The sequence below is a fragment of the Burkholderia sp. NFPP32 genome (genome assembly GCF_900119325.1).
GTDB lineage: Bacteria > Pseudomonadota > Gammaproteobacteria > Burkholderiales > Burkholderiaceae > Burkholderia > Burkholderia pyrrocinia_C.
The window spans coordinates 1-14,253 of sequence record NZ_FPJP01000021.1 but is presented as its reverse complement, the minus strand read 5'-3'; the positions used below and the strand labels follow the sequence as shown (position 1 = coordinate 14,253).

18 protein-coding genes are annotated in these 14,253 nt (G+C 67.0%); 2 read left to right on the top strand and 16 right to left on the bottom strand.

Annotation, left to right across the window (positions count from 1 at the left end):
- Positions 1–68: 68 nt before the first annotated feature.
- Genes BT264_RS29030 through BT264_RS28985 form a run of 10 tightly spaced genes read right to left on the bottom strand, consistent with a single transcriptional unit; the run spans position 69 to position 8,185 of the window.
- Positions 69–896, bottom strand: coding sequence for an aspartate dehydrogenase (locus BT264_RS29030; protein ID WP_072443354.1), 828 nt, complete (start codon positions 894–896; stop codon positions 69–71).
- Complete coding sequence (locus tag BT264_RS29025; protein WP_072443355.1) at positions 889–2,556, bottom strand: thiamine pyrophosphate-binding protein; 1,668 nt, start codon at positions 2,554–2,556, stop codon at positions 889–891. Before BT264_RS29025 ends, BT264_RS29030 begins: the two co-directional genes overlap by 8 nt.
- The gene (locus tag BT264_RS29020) at positions 2,549–3,346 is read right to left on the bottom strand and encodes an SDR family oxidoreductase (RefSeq protein WP_072443356.1); all 798 of its coding nucleotides are present in this window, start codon (positions 3,344–3,346) and stop codon (positions 2,549–2,551) included. The genes BT264_RS29025 and BT264_RS29020 overlap by 8 nt, the downstream gene beginning before the upstream one ends.
- Complete coding sequence (locus BT264_RS29015; protein ID WP_072443357.1) at positions 3,343–4,197, bottom strand: IclR family transcriptional regulator; 855 nt, start codon at positions 4,195–4,197, stop codon at positions 3,343–3,345. The genes BT264_RS29020 and BT264_RS29015 overlap by 4 nt, the downstream gene beginning before the upstream one ends.
- Entirely contained in the window at positions 4,194–5,090 is an 897-nt protein-coding gene (locus tag BT264_RS29010; protein WP_072443359.1) for an alpha/beta fold hydrolase, read from the bottom strand. The genes BT264_RS29015 and BT264_RS29010 overlap by 4 nt, the downstream gene beginning before the upstream one ends.
- Positions 5,091–5,108: 18 nt before the next feature.
- The gene (locus BT264_RS29005; RefSeq protein ID WP_072443403.1) at positions 5,109–5,636 is read right to left on the bottom strand and encodes a cupin domain-containing protein; all 528 of its coding nucleotides are present in this window, start codon (positions 5,634–5,636) and stop codon (positions 5,109–5,111) included.
- Between the two features lie 29 nt (positions 5,637–5,665).
- Positions 5,666–6,436 (bottom strand): SDR family oxidoreductase, encoded by a 771-nt coding sequence (locus BT264_RS29000; RefSeq protein WP_072443362.1) that lies wholly within the window; start codon positions 6,434–6,436, stop codon positions 5,666–5,668.
- The gene (locus BT264_RS28995; RefSeq protein WP_072443364.1) at positions 6,429–7,499 is read right to left on the bottom strand and encodes an aromatic ring-hydroxylating dioxygenase subunit alpha; all 1,071 of its coding nucleotides are present in this window, start codon (positions 7,497–7,499) and stop codon (positions 6,429–6,431) included. The genes BT264_RS29000 and BT264_RS28995 overlap by 8 nt, the downstream gene beginning before the upstream one ends.
- Positions 7,500–7,554: 55 nt before the next feature.
- The gene (locus tag BT264_RS28990) at positions 7,555–7,866 is read right to left on the bottom strand and encodes a recombinase-like helix-turn-helix domain-containing protein (protein WP_072443366.1); all 312 of its coding nucleotides are present in this window, start codon (positions 7,864–7,866) and stop codon (positions 7,555–7,557) included.
- A 1-nt stretch (position 7,867) separates the two neighbouring features.
- Entirely contained in the window at positions 7,868–8,185 is a 318-nt protein-coding gene (locus tag BT264_RS28985) for a non-heme iron oxygenase ferredoxin subunit (RefSeq protein ID WP_027789384.1), read from the bottom strand.
- Between the two features lie 447 nt (positions 8,186–8,632).
- On the opposite strand from BT264_RS28985, the gene BT264_RS28980 reads away from it, so the two are divergent.
- Positions 8,633–9,712 (top strand): porin, encoded by a 1,080-nt coding sequence (locus tag BT264_RS28980; RefSeq protein WP_072443368.1) that lies wholly within the window; start codon positions 8,633–8,635, stop codon positions 9,710–9,712.
- Between the two features lie 93 nt (positions 9,713–9,805).
- Here the strand turns inward: BT264_RS28980 and BT264_RS28975 are convergent, their stop codons facing one another.
- The 5 genes from BT264_RS28975 to BT264_RS28955 all read right to left on the bottom strand — a co-directional run bounded on the left by BT264_RS28975 (position 9,806) and on the right by BT264_RS28955 (position 13,056).
- A complete protein-coding gene (locus BT264_RS28975; RefSeq protein ID WP_072443370.1) occupies positions 9,806–10,699 on the bottom strand; it encodes an IclR family transcriptional regulator in 894 nt (297 codons plus the stop codon).
- 280 nt (positions 10,700–10,979) lie between these two features.
- Positions 10,980–11,507, bottom strand: a complete 528-nt coding sequence (tecA, locus tag BT264_RS28970; protein WP_256260728.1) for a type 6 secretion system effector deamidase TecA — start codon at positions 11,505–11,507, stop codon at positions 10,980–10,982.
- A 49-nt stretch (positions 11,508–11,556) separates the two neighbouring features.
- The gene (locus tag BT264_RS28965; RefSeq protein WP_256260727.1) at positions 11,557–11,808 is read right to left on the bottom strand and encodes a hypothetical protein; all 252 of its coding nucleotides are present in this window, start codon (positions 11,806–11,808) and stop codon (positions 11,557–11,559) included.
- Positions 11,809–11,903: 95 nt separating this feature from the next.
- The gene (locus BT264_RS28960; protein ID WP_034180396.1) at positions 11,904–12,110 is read right to left on the bottom strand and encodes a hypothetical protein; all 207 of its coding nucleotides are present in this window, start codon (positions 12,108–12,110) and stop codon (positions 11,904–11,906) included.
- A gap of 340 nt (positions 12,111–12,450) precedes the next feature.
- Entirely contained in the window at positions 12,451–13,056 is a 606-nt protein-coding gene (locus BT264_RS28955; protein ID WP_072443381.1) for an alpha-ketoglutarate-dependent dioxygenase AlkB family protein, read from the bottom strand.
- Between the two features lie 248 nt (positions 13,057–13,304).
- On the opposite strand from BT264_RS28955, the gene BT264_RS28950 reads away from it, so the two are divergent.
- Positions 13,305–13,892, top strand: coding sequence for a malonic semialdehyde reductase (locus BT264_RS28950; RefSeq protein ID WP_072443405.1), 588 nt, complete (start codon positions 13,305–13,307; stop codon positions 13,890–13,892).
- Positions 13,893–13,901: 9 nt separating this feature from the next.
- Here BT264_RS28950 and BT264_RS28945 read toward each other — a convergent pair.
- Positions 13,902–14,253, bottom strand: a 352-nt coding sequence (locus tag BT264_RS28945) for a transposase (RefSeq protein WP_177318996.1), incomplete at its 5' end; no start/stop codon positions are given.

Sequence of the window (14,253 nt, the reverse complement as noted above, 5' to 3'; positions counted from 1 at the left end):
TCTCTGCGCACCCGCCCTCGCCGTGGCGCGGACGGACGTTCAATAGTCCGAATCTCTCGAAGCGCCGCTCAGATCACGCAGCGGGCCACGCGGTTGCGCAGCGCGCGGATCGCACTGAACGCCGTCAGCGCAGACGTCTTCGGGTTGTCGGGCAGCGGCTTGCCGCTCATTTCCAGCGACATCTCGCCGAATGCGCCGCACGCGGTGATGCGGTGCACGTTGCGCGCGACGGCCGGATCGGCGATCAGGCGCACGCGCGTCGCATCGAGGCCGAGGCCCGCGAGCGCGACGGTCGCCGCGACGTTCGCGTTCTTCGGATAGAGCCGCGCAGCGTCGCGCGCGGTGCCTTCGAAGATCACCTTTTCTTCGGTCATCGCGCGCAGGTCGCACAACTCCTCGGCCGGCGTGCCGAGCCAGCCGAGCGGCGGCTTGCGGCCGACGTACAGCACTTCGTCGAGGCCGCCCTGCTTCGCGGAAGCCAGCGCGTCGATGCCGCCGATCGCGCCGGACAGCAGCGTCAGCGTCGCGTCGCCTTCGTCGGCGGCCCGAGACAGCACGTCGAGCAGCGCGAGATCGGACAGCGCGCCGATCGATGCGACCGCGCAGTCGGTGCCGGCCTTCAAGAGCGGCACGACGTGATCGACGAGCGCACTGTGGCCCGCGCATTCGAGCGCGAACCCGGGGCGGCGGGCCAGTGCGTCGACCGACGACACGACCTCCACCGCGCCGCCCAGCACGCTCTGCACCGCGGCGCGCTGGTGGTCGGGCACGATCACGTGCGCGATGCGCAGTGCCGCATCGTGCTCGACCGCGTGATACACGGCCGCGCCGATCGCGCCGAAGCCGATCATCGCGACGTCGACGGGTGCGTGCCCGCGTGCGTGATCGTTACGCATACTGGCGCTCCGACGGTGCTTCCTTCTTCACCGGCGGGCCTGCGAATGACGAGGCGAACGAGCCGACCGACAGCATGTCGACTTCGACCATCACCGGCCCTTCCTTCTCCATCCCGTCGCGCACGATCGCTTCGGCCTGGTCGAGCGACGTGATTCGGTAATGCGTGAGGCCGAAGCTCGCGCAGAACTGCGCGAAATCGGGCTGGTGCAATTGCACGAAGCAGCGGCGGCCACCGTAGTGCGCGTCCTGGATGTTGCGGATCACGCCGTAGCACTGATCGTTCATCAGCACGATCATCACGTTCGCGTTTTCCTGCACGGCCGTCACCAGCTCGCCGACGTTGACCATCAGGCCGCCGTCGCCGACGAGGCAGACCGTCTTCGCGGCGGCACCCGCCAGCGCCGCGCCGATGCCCATCTGAATCCCCTGGCCGATGCCGCCGCCGAGCGCATGCACGCCCGCGCGCGGTTCGAAGATCTTCAGCAGGCGGTTGCCCCACGTGCTGTTCGAGATCGTCACGTCGCGCACCCAGTTGTAGTCGCGGCCGACGGCGCCCTGCAGCGTATCGACGAGCTGCTTGTAGGGCCCCAGGCCCTTCGCCACATCGGCAACCGCCTGCTCGCGGGCCGCCGCGAGATCGGCCGCGAACTGCGGATCGACCGACAGGCGGCCTTCGAGGCGGTCGGCCAGTTCGGCCAGCACGCGCTTCGAATCGCCGTGCACGAACAGCTCGTTGCGATAGCCGCGATTGTCGGCGAGCGCGTCGGCATCGACGCGGAACAGCGGCTGCGGCAGCGCGAGCTTGTACTTCAGCGTCTCGTTGCCGCGCAGGCGCGAGCCGACCACGACGAGTGCGTCGCAGGTCTTGTAGAACGCTTCGACGGACGCATGCACGTTGAACGCGCCGAGCGTCGCCGGATGATCCTCGGGCAGCACGCCGCGGCCCTGCACGCTCGTCACGACGCCGAAGCCGAGCTTCACGAGGCGCTCGACTTCGTCGCGGGCGTGGCGCGCGCCGCCGCCGAGCCACAGCAGCGGACGGCGCTTGGCCGCGAGTGCCTCGGCGAGCTTCGCGACGCGTGCGGCGTCGTGCTCGCGCACCGCGACGTGTGCCGGCGCGAGGTCTTCCGGCCATTCGATTTCGGCGGCCTGGATGTCGATCGGAATCTCGACCGACACGGGGCCCGTCGGCGCGGTCTGCGCGATGCGCACGGCTTCGCGGATCGTCGGCAGCACGGTCTCGACCGTGCGCACGCGGAACGCGGCCTTCGAGATCGCGTCCAGCATCGTCAACTGGTCGGGCGCTTCGTGGATATAGGCGAGATCCTGGTCGAGGTACGGTGTCTCGATCTGCCCCGTGATGTGCAGCATCGCGGTGCCGGCCGTCAGTGCCTCGACCATCGCGCCGGCCGCGTTGCCCGCCGCCGTGCCCGTGCTCGTGAACGCGACGCCGAGGCCGCCCGACACGCGGGCCAGGCCGTCGGCCATGTTCACCGCGCCGGCTTCGCCGCGCGCGCCGACATACCGGATGTTGCCGCGCGAGTTGATCGCGTCGAGGATCGGCATGTTGTGGATCGAGATGACACCGAATGCGGTTTTCACGCCGCACTGCTCGAGAAAGGCGGCAATCAGCTCGCCAACCGTGGTTTTTTCAGACATGGCGTGCAAAGCCTCCAGAAACGTCGATATGGCTGCCCGTCGTGTAGGACGACAGATGCGTTGCGAGATAAAAAAGTGCCCAGGCGGCCTCGTCGGGCTTGCCGAAGCGGTTCAGCGGAATGTTCTTCTTGCGCGAGAGCGCACCCGTCCAGTCTTCCCAGCTTTCGCCGGCTTGCGCCTGCGCTTCGTAGCGGCGGCGCCACTGGCCGGACTCGACGATGCCGATCAGGATCGAGTTCACGCGGATGCGCTGCGGCGCCAGTTCGGTCGCGAGCGACTTCACGAGGCTCAGCACGCCCGCGCGCGCCGACGACGTCGCGACCATGTGCGGCTCGGGCTGCAGCGCGAGCAGCGAGTTCACGCAGGTGATCGTCGGCGCCTGCGCGTCGCGCAGCAGCGGCAGGAACGCGCGCGTCGGGCGGATGATGCTGAAGTACTTCAGTTCGAGCTCGTCGCGCCACGCGTCGTCGGTCGTATCGGCGAAGGTCGACACGCGGCCCTGGCCTGCGTTGTTGACCAGCATGTCGGTACCGCCGAAGCGCGCGGACACCGCTTGTGCGAACGCGGCCACGTCGGCTTCGTCGAGCACGTTGCAGCGCTCGGCGAGCAGTTGGGCGCCCGCGTATTTGTCGCGAAGCATCGCTTCGGCGCGTGCGAGGCGGTCGCTGTCGCGGCCGCAAATCGCGACCGATGCGCCGGCCTGCAGGAATCGTTCGGCCGTCGCGAGGCCGATGCCGGACGAACCGCCCGTCACCACCGCAACCTGCCCGGTCAGATCGATCTCAATCATCGGAGTCCTAACGCCTTCATAAACGTGTGCTCGTCATCCGAGCGGTAATTGAGCCGCCGCGACAGTTCCGCCGCCGCGCGCTGCACCTTGTCGATCAACCCGTCCGCGATCAGCGCCGCGTCGATCTCCGGCCGCGGCACCGTCACCGTGATGCACGCGACGATCTTCTGCGTCTCGTTTCGCACCGGTGCCGTGACCACCGAGATACCGCGTTCGAACGACGAATTGCTGACGCCATAGCCGCGCAGCACATCCTCGCGGATCACTTCGTACAACGCATCGACCGTCTCCGGCGTCGCGCTCGTCATCCGGTTCAGCGTGCCTTCCGGATACAGCGAGCGCAGCTCCTTCAGCGACAGGTCGCCCATCAGCACGTGGCCGTGCGTCGTCGCATGCGCGGGCAAGCGCGTGCCGACGTTCACGCGGATCGAGCTGAACACCGGCGACTGGCTCTGCGCCTTCGCGACGAACACGACGTCGCGGCCGTCGCGGATCACGATGTGCGTCGTGAAGCCGGTCGCGTCACGCAGGCTCTCGATCACCGGCAGGCCGAGATCGGTCAGCTCCAGCGAGCTCAGGTATTCGAAGCCGAGCCGCAGCACGGCGATGCCGAGCTTGTAGTTGCGATCCTTGTCCGCACGCTCGAGAAAGCCGAGCGATTCGAGCGTCTGCAGCAGACGGAACACCGTCGTGCGCGGAATGCCGAGCCGCTTCGACAACTCGGGCGCGCCGAGCACGGGCTCGCGCGGCGAGAATTCGGCGAGAATCCGCAGCCCGCGTTCGAGGCCCGGCACCACGTAGCTGGCCTCGGCCTTGCCGTTTTCGGGTTCTTGTTGCAGCGGTTCGCTCATGCCAGACCCCACTGCGTATCGCACTGCCGGCAGAACGTATCGATCAGTGCGGAATAAACGGCCGGCGCTTCGACGTACCCGGCATGACCGGCTTGCGGAATCACCTGCAACCCGACGTGCGCGGCCGCGGCGATCCGCTCGCATGCGGCGGGCGGCGTGATCGCGTCGTTCGCGCCGACGGCCACGGCCGTGCGGCCGCGAAAACCGGCGAGATCGGCCGCGAGATCGGCATTCGCGAGCAGATGCGTGGCCTGCGCGTAACCTGCCGGCACGATGCGCGCCATGTTCCAGCGCACCCACGCACGCGCATCCTCGCTCGCGAAACCGGACAGCATGTTGCCGCTGCGCTGCTCGGCGAGCCCGGCCGGACCAAGTTCCGCGAGCATCGCGAGCCGCGCGTCGCGGCGCGATTCGCGCGTTTCGGCGGGCGCGCTGCCGTAGCCGCCGGCAGGCGACACCAGCAGCAGGCCGGCGATCCGGCCGGGCATCACGCGGGCGAGACCGCCCGCGACGATCGCACCGAGCGAATGCCCGACCAGCACGCAGCGTTCGATGCCGAGTGCCTCGAGCCACGCGCTCAGCGATGCCGCGTAATCGGCGGCGGCCGGCGACGCGCCGTGCACGGGCGTCGACACGCCATAACCGGGCGCATCCCACGCGAGCACATGCCGCGATGCGCCGAGCGCGTCGAGCTGGCGCACCCAGGATGCGGCGCCCGAGCCGATCCCGTGCAGCAGCACGACGGGCAGCGCGCGGCCCGCATGCTGCGCGCCGGCCTCGCGATATCCGATCGTGCCCGCCGCGCCGGCCGCGCAACGCTGCTCGGGAAATTGCCCGAGCAGCGCGGCGAATGCCGCGGTGCGGTCGCGTTCACGTTTGTCGATGACACTCATTGCTTCACCGGCTCCGTCTCAACGCTTGATCTTCGCGAGCGGCGAATCGGGCGGATAGGTCGGCGTGATCGGCTTCGGCGAACCGAGCATCACGCACATCAGCGCGTCTTCCTCGCCGATGTTGATTTCCGTGCGATACACGCCGGGCGGCACCGAGATCAGGTCGCGCTCGCCGAGGATCGCTTCCCACGTCTCGCCGTCGCGTTCGCAGATCACCTTCATCTTGCCGCGCAGCACGAAGAAGATTTCTTCCACGTCGATATGGATGTGGCTCGGGCCGATGTTGCCGGCCGGGATCACCATCGTCGAGAACGTGAAGTTGCCGGCCGGCACCGTGTCGACGTCCTTCGCGACGCCCGTGCCGCCGGTGCCGACATAGCGCATCTGCGCACGGCGGTACTTCGGGTCGTAGTCGGCCTGGAACTTCAGTGCGTCCCAGTCGTAGCACCGCGTCGCGTAGCGCGCGACGCGCCCTTCCATCCAGTCGTTGAAGCTTGCGCCTTCCGGCTGGTCCCACGACTTGCGTTCGAGATCGGCGTCCGCCATCGTCAACTCCTTCATCAAGGGTGAAAACATCAATTCATCACGAAGCCGCCGTTCACCGGCAGCAGTTGGCCCGTCACGAAGCGCGCGCCGTCCGACAGCAGGAACAGCACGGGGCCCGTCACGTCGTCGGGCACCTGCGCACGCGTCAGCGCGCGGCCCTGCAGGTAGAACGCGTAGCGCTCGGCCGGCACGTAGGCCGTCGCCTCGACTTCGGTCAGCCCGGGCGCGATCGCATTGACCGTCACGCCGTGCGCGCCGAACTCGCGCGCCTGCGCATGCGTCATCGCGATCACCGCGCCCTTGCTCGCGACGTACGCGAGCAGCTTCGGCGCGCCCCACAGCGCGGTGTCCGATGCGAGGTTCACGATCGCGCCGCGGCCCGACTTCGCGAGGTGCGGCAGCGCCGCATTGCTGACGAGCCACACGCCGCGCACGTTCACGTTCATCACGGCGTCCCACGTCGCGACGTCGAGCTCCGTCGACAGCTTGCCGCCCGAGTTCGTGATCGCCGCGTTGTTGATCAGCGCGTCGATGCCGCCGAGCGCGGCCGCGCCCTGCGCGACGAATGCGTCGACGCTCGCCGGATCGGCCAGGTCGAGCGCGAAGAAATGCGCGACATGGCCGGCTTCCGACAGTTGCGCGGCCAGCGCACGGCCGTCGTCGGCCAGCACGTCGCCGAATGCGACCTGCGCGCCCGCGGTGACGAGCGCCTTCACGAACGCCGCGCCGAGACCTCGCGCGCCGCCGGTGACGAGCACGCGGCGCCCCGCGAGCGGCACGACCGGTGCGAGCTCAGCCATTCGCGGGCTCCGATGCGGCTTGCGCCGCGCGATGCGCGTCGAGCGCGGACAGGTGTTCCTGCGCACGCTGGCGCAGCATCCGGCGCACGCGCGTGATGCCGACGTCGTGCTGGTACAGGTATTCGTGATCGCGCGCCTGCGGCGCGAGGCTTTCGAGGACATAGCGGTCCTGCTCGAGCACGTCCCAGTGCAGCCCTTCGAGGCGGTTGCGGTACATGAAGCGCCACACGTCGCGCTGCCAGCCGCTGACCTTGCGCGTGCGCCAGAAGTAGACCTGGCAGTTGTCGCCGTCGACCGGCGTCGCGAAGCCGATGATCCCGAAGTTGCCGCCCGGGCCGAACTTCTGCTTGTACGGAATCGCGAGGCGCATCCACAAGCAGCCGGTTTCGCCGAGTTCGACCCAGTCGAAGTTCACGTCGCGCTGGCCGATCTTCTCGAACATCAGGCCTGTTTCCGTCTTGCGCACGCGCATGTCGGCCTGCTTGTCGCCTTCGGCCATCGAGTGCGACGTCGCGTGCAGGTATGCGCCGTGCATCGGGTCCATCACGTTGTCGATTGCGTACTGGTAATTGCACTTCCAGTTCGACACGCACAGGAAGTGGCCGTATTCGTCGGCGACCAGTTCCTCGGGCAGGTTCAGCGGCGCCGGCTCGCCGTGCGCTTCGTCGCCGAACCACAGGAAGATCGCGCCTGCCTTCTCTTCGACCGGATAGGACTTCACGCACTTCGTGCCTTCGAGCGGACAGTTCGACACGGCCGGCACACGGTTGACCGTGCCGCCGCCGTCGACTTCGATGCCGTGATACCAGCACGCGATGCTGCCGCCGAGGTTCCAGCCGAGCGACAGCCGCGCGCCGCGGTGCGGGCAGCGATCCTCGAGTGCGTGAACCTTGCCGTCGTGATCGCGCCACAGCACGATCTGCTCGGACAGGCGCGTGAGGCCGACGGGTGCGTTCGACACCTGCCAGCTCGGCGCGACGGGATACCAGTAGTTCTTGATGCCGCGGTCGAGATAGTCACGGACCGGGTCGTGTTGTGAAGCGTGTTGTGCGGGGGACGTCATCAGTGTGCTCCGGATGCGGTTGTCGTCGGGTCGGCGGATCGCGCGCTCGGCGCGGTCATTCCGCGAGCGCGGCCATTTCGGCGCGGAAGCGCTCCGGTGTCCACGGCGTGCCGTCCGGCGCGCGGAAGCCGATGCGGTTCAGGCCCGCGACGACGTCGTCCAGCTCGGTCGCGCCGGCTTCGAACACGCGTTCGAGCGCATCGCCGAGGTCGTTCTCGTACTGGGTCGGCTCGGCCTTGCGGTTCTGCCAGATCCGGTTCTCGACCTGGCCGGGGATCTCGATCTGCCCCTTGCCGGCGACGTTGTTCGGCTGCGGCGCCACCCACGGCTTCAGGAAGGGATTGAAGTTGACGATCGCTTCTTTCATGTCATTCCACCTTGATCTGGATTTCCTCGCCGGCGAGGCGCACCGCGTACTGCTTCAGCGCACGTCCGCCCGGCCCCTTCAGGCATTCGCCCGTCCTGATGTCGAACACGGCCTCGTGCAGCGGGCATTCGACCGTGCCTTCGTCGACGAACCCCTGCGTCAGCAGCGCGTACGCATGCGGGCACACGTTCTCGAGCGCATACACGTCGTCGCCGACGCGATAGATCCCGATTTCGACGCCGTCGGTCCGCTTGAACTCGATCGGCGTGTCTTCCGACAGCGCGCCGGCGTGTCCGGCGCAAATCCATTGTTCAGACATCTCACACCCTTCCTTCTGATCGACTCTCGGTTTGCTTCTCGTTTGTTCCATATTAGGAACAACAGTTTATGGATGGTGATTATAGAAGTGACTTTCCACGAGTAAAACAAAAAGCTGCGTGCCCTAGGGAAAACACCGACCACCAGGTCGACCATTGACCCCGCCCACCCCATCAAATGTGATTTTTTGTTTTGTGGCAGGTAGTTATGCCCTTTTTGCGGGCTCCGCGCAGCGATGCCGCGCACCGTCCGGGAACCCATCCGTCCCGAAAAATTTATTTTTGATCACGCGCCTGACGCCCCTATACTCAATTCCATCAGAGGCACGTCGTTCCTTATATGGAACAATAGAAATGCCCATCCGGCGGTGGAACACGCGTGACGGCCGGCCGTCCCCGCGCATGCCGCCACGACACGTTTTCATCAGGTTGGAGAGTCAGGAGATCAAATGGTCAAGCATGCGGTAGCAGCAGCAGTCATCGGGATGGGCGCCATGACGGGCGCGTGGGCGCAGAGCAGCGTGGTGCTGTACGGCAGCCTGGATGCGGGCGTCGCGTACGTGAACAACGTCGGCGGTCATGCGAAGTGGGCGATGATCCAGGGCAATACGCAGCCCGATCGGTGGGGCCTGAAGGGCAAGGAAGACCTCGGCGACGGCCTGTCGGCGATCTTCCAGCTCGAAAACGGCTTCTATACGAACAACGGCCAGTTCGCGACCGCGAACACGATCTGGAACCGCGCGGCGTTCGTCGGCCTCAGCTCGGAGCGCTACGGCACGCTGACGCTCGGCCGCCAGACGCCGCTGTCGTTCGACTATCTCGATCCGCTCAGCACGGCCTACCTGGCGCTGAGCTGGTACGCATTCCACCCCGGCAACATCGACGGGCTCGCCGCAACCGGCAACGTGCCGTACAACAATTCGGTGAAGTACCGTTCGCCGACCTACGCGGGCTTCTCGGCCGCGGCGACGCTCGCGCTCGGCAACACGACGAACTTCTCGACCGGCAAGTCGGTCGGCGTCGCGCTGAACTATGCGAACGGGCCGTTCAAGGCGTCGGCCGTCTACTCGAACGAGCACGACCGCTCGATCCTGATCGGCCAGACGGGTATCGCGTCATTCCAGGGGCAGAACACCGCGAACGGCTATCTCGCGAACAAGGTCGAGAACATCGGCGCGGGCGCGTCGTACCAGTTCGGCGACTTCCTCGTGCACGGCCTCTACACGCGCACGAAGATGCAGTCGAACGGCTTTTCGGATACGTTCCAGAGCTATGACGCGGGCGTGAACTACCGCAGCAGCGCGTTCAACACGATCGCGGGCGGCGCGGCGACCACGACGCTGGCCGGCCGCCGCTGGACGCAGGTCGAGCTCGGCGACATCTACGCGCTGTCGAAGCGCACGCAGCTCTATGCGAACGTGTTGTACGAACACGGTTCGGGCGGCGCGAAGGCCGCGTTCTTCACGGCCGGCGTATCGAGCACCGCGAACCAGGTGATCGTGCTCACCGGGATCCATCACTCGTTCTGAGCGGTTTCGCGCATTCGGCGTCCGAAACGACAAGAGCGGCCCGCGGGCCGCTCTTGTCGTTTGCGATGCCGGGCGCGTCGCGCCACCTGTACGTCAGAACATCGCGACCTTGTGGCGCGCATGCGCGAACGTCGGGTCGCTTTCGAGCGGACGATAGTTCAGGCGCTGCGACAGGTCGACCGCCGCACCGCACACGGCTTCGACGAGCCGCTCCTTCTCGCCGGCCTCGCCGATCTCCGAGCGCGGCACCGTCGCAGTGATCGCCGCGACGATCGAACCCGAATGATCGCGCACGGGCGCGGTCACGGCCGAGATGCCGCTTTCGAACGCCGCCTCGCTGACCGCATAGCCAAGCCGCGCGTACTGCCGCACGCGCTCGTACAGTTCGTCGACGGTGCCCGGCGTGCGCTCGGTGAACTGCTCGAGCCGCTTTTCCGGATAGAGCTGGCGCAGCGCGTCGCGCGTCAGGTCGCCCATCAGCACGTGGCCGTGCACGGTCGCATGCGCGGGCAGGCGCGTACCGACGTGCACCTTCACCGAACCGAACATCGACGCATTGCTCTGCGCCTTCGCGACGAACACGACGTCGCGCTGGTCGCGGATCAGCAGGTGCGTCGAGAAGCCGGTGGAATCGCGCAGCCGTTCGAGCACCGGCGCGCCGAGATCGGTCAGCTCGAGCGAGTTCAGGTATTCGAAGCCGAGCCGCAGCACGCCGACGCCGAGCCGGAAATAGCGGTCGCCGTTCACGCGTTCGAGAAACCCGAGCGCCTCGAGCGTCTGCAGCAGGCGGAACGTGGTCGTGCGCGGAATGCCGATGCGCTTCGACAGCTCGGGCGCGCCGAGCACGGGCTCGCGCGCCGAGAATTCGGCGAGGATCCGCAGCCCGCGTTCGAGCCCCGGCACCAGATAGGACGAAGCGCCGCCGGACGATTCGTCGTCACCGGCAGCGGCAGGATCGGGGGCGTCGCTCATCGTTGTCTTGACCATGTGGACATGGACGGAAGGAAATCAGTCACGAAACAGGTCATGGATCGTCGTGGATATTCAGTCATGCTACTCCAGCGCGCGCGCAGGCTCGCACCCGCGCGCTTCGCCGCGACGCAGCCTGCGCATCCGCGAACCCATGCAGAGTCATTCACGGTCGAGAGGATAGCAGCGATGGACAGCGCGACGCCATGCGGAAATCGCCGAACGGCGGGAACCCGGCCGTTGCCCGTTTCGGGCGGCTGAAAGACCGCGAGCGGCGCGGCATCCGGCGCCGCGCCGCCTACAGGCGCGACAGGTGGACCCGGATGTTCGCGCGGTCGTACGTAAAGCCGTCGGCCGCATCCTGCTCGAGCACTCGTGCGAGGTCGACCGCATACATCCATCCGCTGCCCAGACGGCCGCCGTTCACGGCCCGGATCCGGCTGCCGCCGACCGCGATCGCGGCATGAAAGACATTGCCGCCGCGGGAGAAACCGACCGCGGTTCCCGCCGGAATGCTGGCGCGCCCGTCCCATTGATCGCCGGTCTCGAAGTTGAATCGCGTCCTCCAGTGCTGACCGATCGTGTCGAGCAGCGCACCGGGCGCGATCATCGCGTCGCCGCGCAGCAGGTACCGGACATAGGCCGCTGCGTCGTAGCAGACGCCGCCGGATACATACTCGTTGATGTCGGCCATGCCGTACATCAGCGCTTGCGCATGTTTCTGCTTTTCGGCGAAGCCGGATTGGGCGACATGGCCGCCTAACTGGGTCAGTTGCATGGGTAGGTCCTTTTTAGGAAGAAGGGCATCGTCGTCCCGCCAACGCAATAACCTCATATCTTATTACGATATCCGCCGGCAGCGGCCGGCCCGGGCGTCACGGCGCGCGCGCCGCCGACGCCGGTGCGGCGGCCGCCGCGTCGGGATTCGGCGCGAGCCGCAGGCGCACGCGCAACGGCTGCAGCATGTCGGGCGGCGGCGGCTTGGCCAGCAGGCCGCCGGCCGTGAGCAGTTGCCGCAGCGTCGCGTCCGCGTCGGGATCTCCCAGCGACGCGAATTCGACGCGCGTGACGACGCCGTTCGCGCCGATCCATCGGCACTCGCGCGCGGTACCGCGCGATGTGCGCATCGCGGTTGACGGAAGACAGGAATCGATCGGGAAAAACGGCGGGCGGCGGGCGTCAGGCGGTAAGTCGATCCTCGGGCGGGATCGACGCGACGGCGTCAGGCCGTCACGGCGGCGTCATACTCGGCGCGGGCAAGCTGGCCGGCGGCGTACGCCTCGGCTTCGCCGCGAAAGCCTTCCCGACTGAATGCGACGACTTTCACCCCGACGCCGGTCGCCCGCTTCACCGTCAGCGCCCATTGCCATCCGCCGTCTTGTTCGAAGACGTGCAGCGAGGGTTCGAAGGAAGGGTCGAGTACGGTCACGCGTTAAGCTCCTGCCCCCTTGCACGTTGCATCGGCAACGCACGGGGCATGTCGAAAGGGTCGCGCCGGTATGCGGCGCGTTTCAGCCATTCGACAGTCTAGTCAATGATTGTTGCGACGCACCATCAGAGGTTTCACTCATCTATCGGAACCGGCCGGTCGATCGAATATTCCTGAAACCCATATGGGACGGGCCTCAAGGCCGCTTCAGGCAACACGGTACAACGCTCATGCGGCAACGTGCCGCACGCGCGGCCGATTGCGTGCATCGGTCGTTCGTGGGTCACAAAAACGGGGCGGGAACCTCCCGGCCATCCGGGCACCGCTTGACAGCCTGCCGCTACCGGCCCGTACCGGCCGGCATCACGCGCCGGAATGTCAGGTTGACGCGCTCGCCCTGCACGCTCGGCGCCTTCGGCACGCGATGCTGCCATTCGGCCTGCGTACGCCCACGCATCACCAGCAGGCTGCCGTGCACGAGGCGATACGCATGCGTGACGCCGGTCGCGCGATGGCGAAGATCGAACACGCGCATCGCACCGAGGCTCACCGACGCGATCACCGGCGCATCGCCGAGTTCTGGCTCGTTGTCCGCGTGCCAGCCGAGGCTGTCCTGCCCGTTGCGGTAGCGATTGAGCAGCACGCTGTTGAATCGCGCACCGCATGTCGCCTCGACCGCGTGCTTCAGGTCGAGCACGGCCGGCGTCCACGGCGCCGGCACGTTGCGGATCCCCGAATACACGTAAACGGCGTCGGGCTCGCCCTGCCACGCCGTGAGCCTCGGCAACGGAATGCGGCCGCGCGGCGTGCGGATCGTGTCCTGCCGCCACGCGACCTCGCCGATCAGCGCGGCCAGCGCGCGGTCGGCGTCGGTTTGCGCGAGCCAGTCCGGGTACCAGTCCACGTCGGGCACGGGCGTGTCAGAGAAAAGATCGGGCGTCGACATGTCGGAAAGAAACGGGCGATGAACGGGACGAACAGCGCATGTCTGCATACTAGCCAACGGCGCCGCGCGCCGCCATGCGCTGTGATTCGCCGATGAAAGGGCCGATGAAAGGAAACCGCCGCGCACCGCGATGCGCGTTCGCGCATCACGCCATCATCGCGGCGTGTCGCGGCGCCCTGCCGCGGGGCGCGGCTTTCTTCCGCCATGCCTGCCGGCACGCCCCGGCCGTGTTCTTTCCGGATCCCATCATGACGACGCTCTCCGATTCCGCCCTCGATCAACTGTTCCTCACCGCGCGCACGCACAACGCGTGGCAGGACAAGCCCGTCGACGACACGACGCTGCACCGGCTGATCGACCTGACGAAATTCGGCCCGACGTCGGCAAACTCGAGCCCCGCGCGCTTCGTGTTCGTCAAGTCGCCCGAAGCGAAGGCGCGCCTGAAGCCCGCGTTGTCCGCCGGCAATCTCGCGAAGACGATGGCCGCGCCCGTCACCGTGATCGTCGCGATGGATTTCGCGTTCCTCGATCACCTGCCGCGCCTGTTCCCGCACGCCGACGCACGCAGCTGGTTCGCCGGCAACGATGCGCTGATCGAGGCCACCGCGTTCCGCAACTCGTCGCTGCAAGGCGCGTACCTGATCCTCGCCGCACGCGCGCTCGGCCTCGATGCGGGCCCGATGTCGGGCTTCGACGGCGCGAAGGTCGATGCCGAATTCTTCGCGGGCACCGCGATCAAGAGCAACTTCCTCGTGAATCTCGGCTACGGCGATCCGGCCGGCCTGTTCCCGCGCAGCCCGCGCTTCGACTTCGACGAAATCGCCCGCATCGAATGACGGGGCTCGCTAGTGTCCCGTTCCGCTGATTCGCGAGCAAAGTCGATGCAGCTTTTCGAGGATGGAGTCGGCTGAGGCGGTCCAGACGAACGGTTTGCAGTTTTCGTTGTAGTGGGAAACGAATTGATCGATACGCTTGATCAGTTGTTTGACCGAACTGAACGAGCCTCTGCGGATCGCCTTGTCGGTGATCAACGCAAAGAAGCGTTCGACCTGGTTGAGCCACGAACTGTAGGTGGGAATGAAATGCATGTGCCAGCGGGGGCGTGCCGCGAGCCACGCTTTGACCTTCGGATGCTTGTGACTGCCGTAGTTGTCAACGATGCAGTGCACGTCGAGATCAGCCGGGACGGCCTTGTCG

Excerpts from the sequence above, each read along its gene's own strand:
- BT264_RS29030 (WP_072443354.1), bottom strand. The coding sequence starts at position 896 with ATGCGTAACGATCACGCACGCGGGCACGCACCCGTCGACGTCGCGATG.
- BT264_RS29025 (WP_072443355.1), bottom strand. The coding sequence starts at position 2,556 with ATGTCTGAAAAAACCACGGTTGGCGAGCTGATTGCCGCCTTTCTCGAG.
- BT264_RS29020 (WP_072443356.1), bottom strand. The coding sequence starts at position 3,346 with ATGATTGAGATCGATCTGACCGGGCAGGTTGCGGTGGTGACGGGCGGT.
- BT264_RS29015 (WP_072443357.1), bottom strand. The coding sequence starts at position 4,197 with ATGAGCGAACCGCTGCAACAAGAACCCGAAAACGGCAAGGCCGAGGCC.
- BT264_RS29010 (WP_072443359.1), bottom strand. The coding sequence starts at position 5,090 with ATGAGTGTCATCGACAAACGTGAACGCGACCGCACCGCGGCATTCGCC.
- BT264_RS29005 (WP_072443403.1), bottom strand. The coding sequence starts at position 5,636 with ATGGCGGACGCCGATCTCGAACGCAAGTCGTGGGACCAGCCGGAAGGC.
- BT264_RS29000 (WP_072443362.1), bottom strand. The coding sequence starts at position 6,436 with ATGGCTGAGCTCGCACCGGTCGTGCCGCTCGCGGGGCGCCGCGTGCTC.
- BT264_RS28995 (WP_072443364.1), bottom strand. The coding sequence starts at position 7,499 with ATGACGTCCCCCGCACAACACGCTTCACAACACGACCCGGTCCGTGAC.
- BT264_RS28990 (WP_072443366.1), bottom strand. The coding sequence starts at position 7,866 with ATGAAAGAAGCGATCGTCAACTTCAATCCCTTCCTGAAGCCGTGGGTG.
- BT264_RS28985 (WP_027789384.1), bottom strand. The coding sequence starts at position 8,185 with ATGTCTGAACAATGGATTTGCGCCGGACACGCCGGCGCGCTGTCGGAA.
- BT264_RS28980 (WP_072443368.1), top strand. The coding sequence starts at position 8,633 with ATGGTCAAGCATGCGGTAGCAGCAGCAGTCATCGGGATGGGCGCCATG.
- BT264_RS28975 (WP_072443370.1), bottom strand. The coding sequence starts at position 10,699 with ATGGTCAAGACAACGATGAGCGACGCCCCCGATCCTGCCGCTGCCGGT.
- BT264_RS28965 (WP_256260727.1), bottom strand. The coding sequence starts at position 11,808 with ATGCGCACATCGCGCGGTACCGCGCGCGAGTGCCGATGGATCGGCGCG.
- BT264_RS28955 (WP_072443381.1), bottom strand. The coding sequence starts at position 13,056 with ATGTCGACGCCCGATCTTTTCTCTGACACGCCCGTGCCCGACGTGGAC.
- BT264_RS28950 (WP_072443405.1), top strand. The coding sequence starts at position 13,305 with ATGACGACGCTCTCCGATTCCGCCCTCGATCAACTGTTCCTCACCGCG.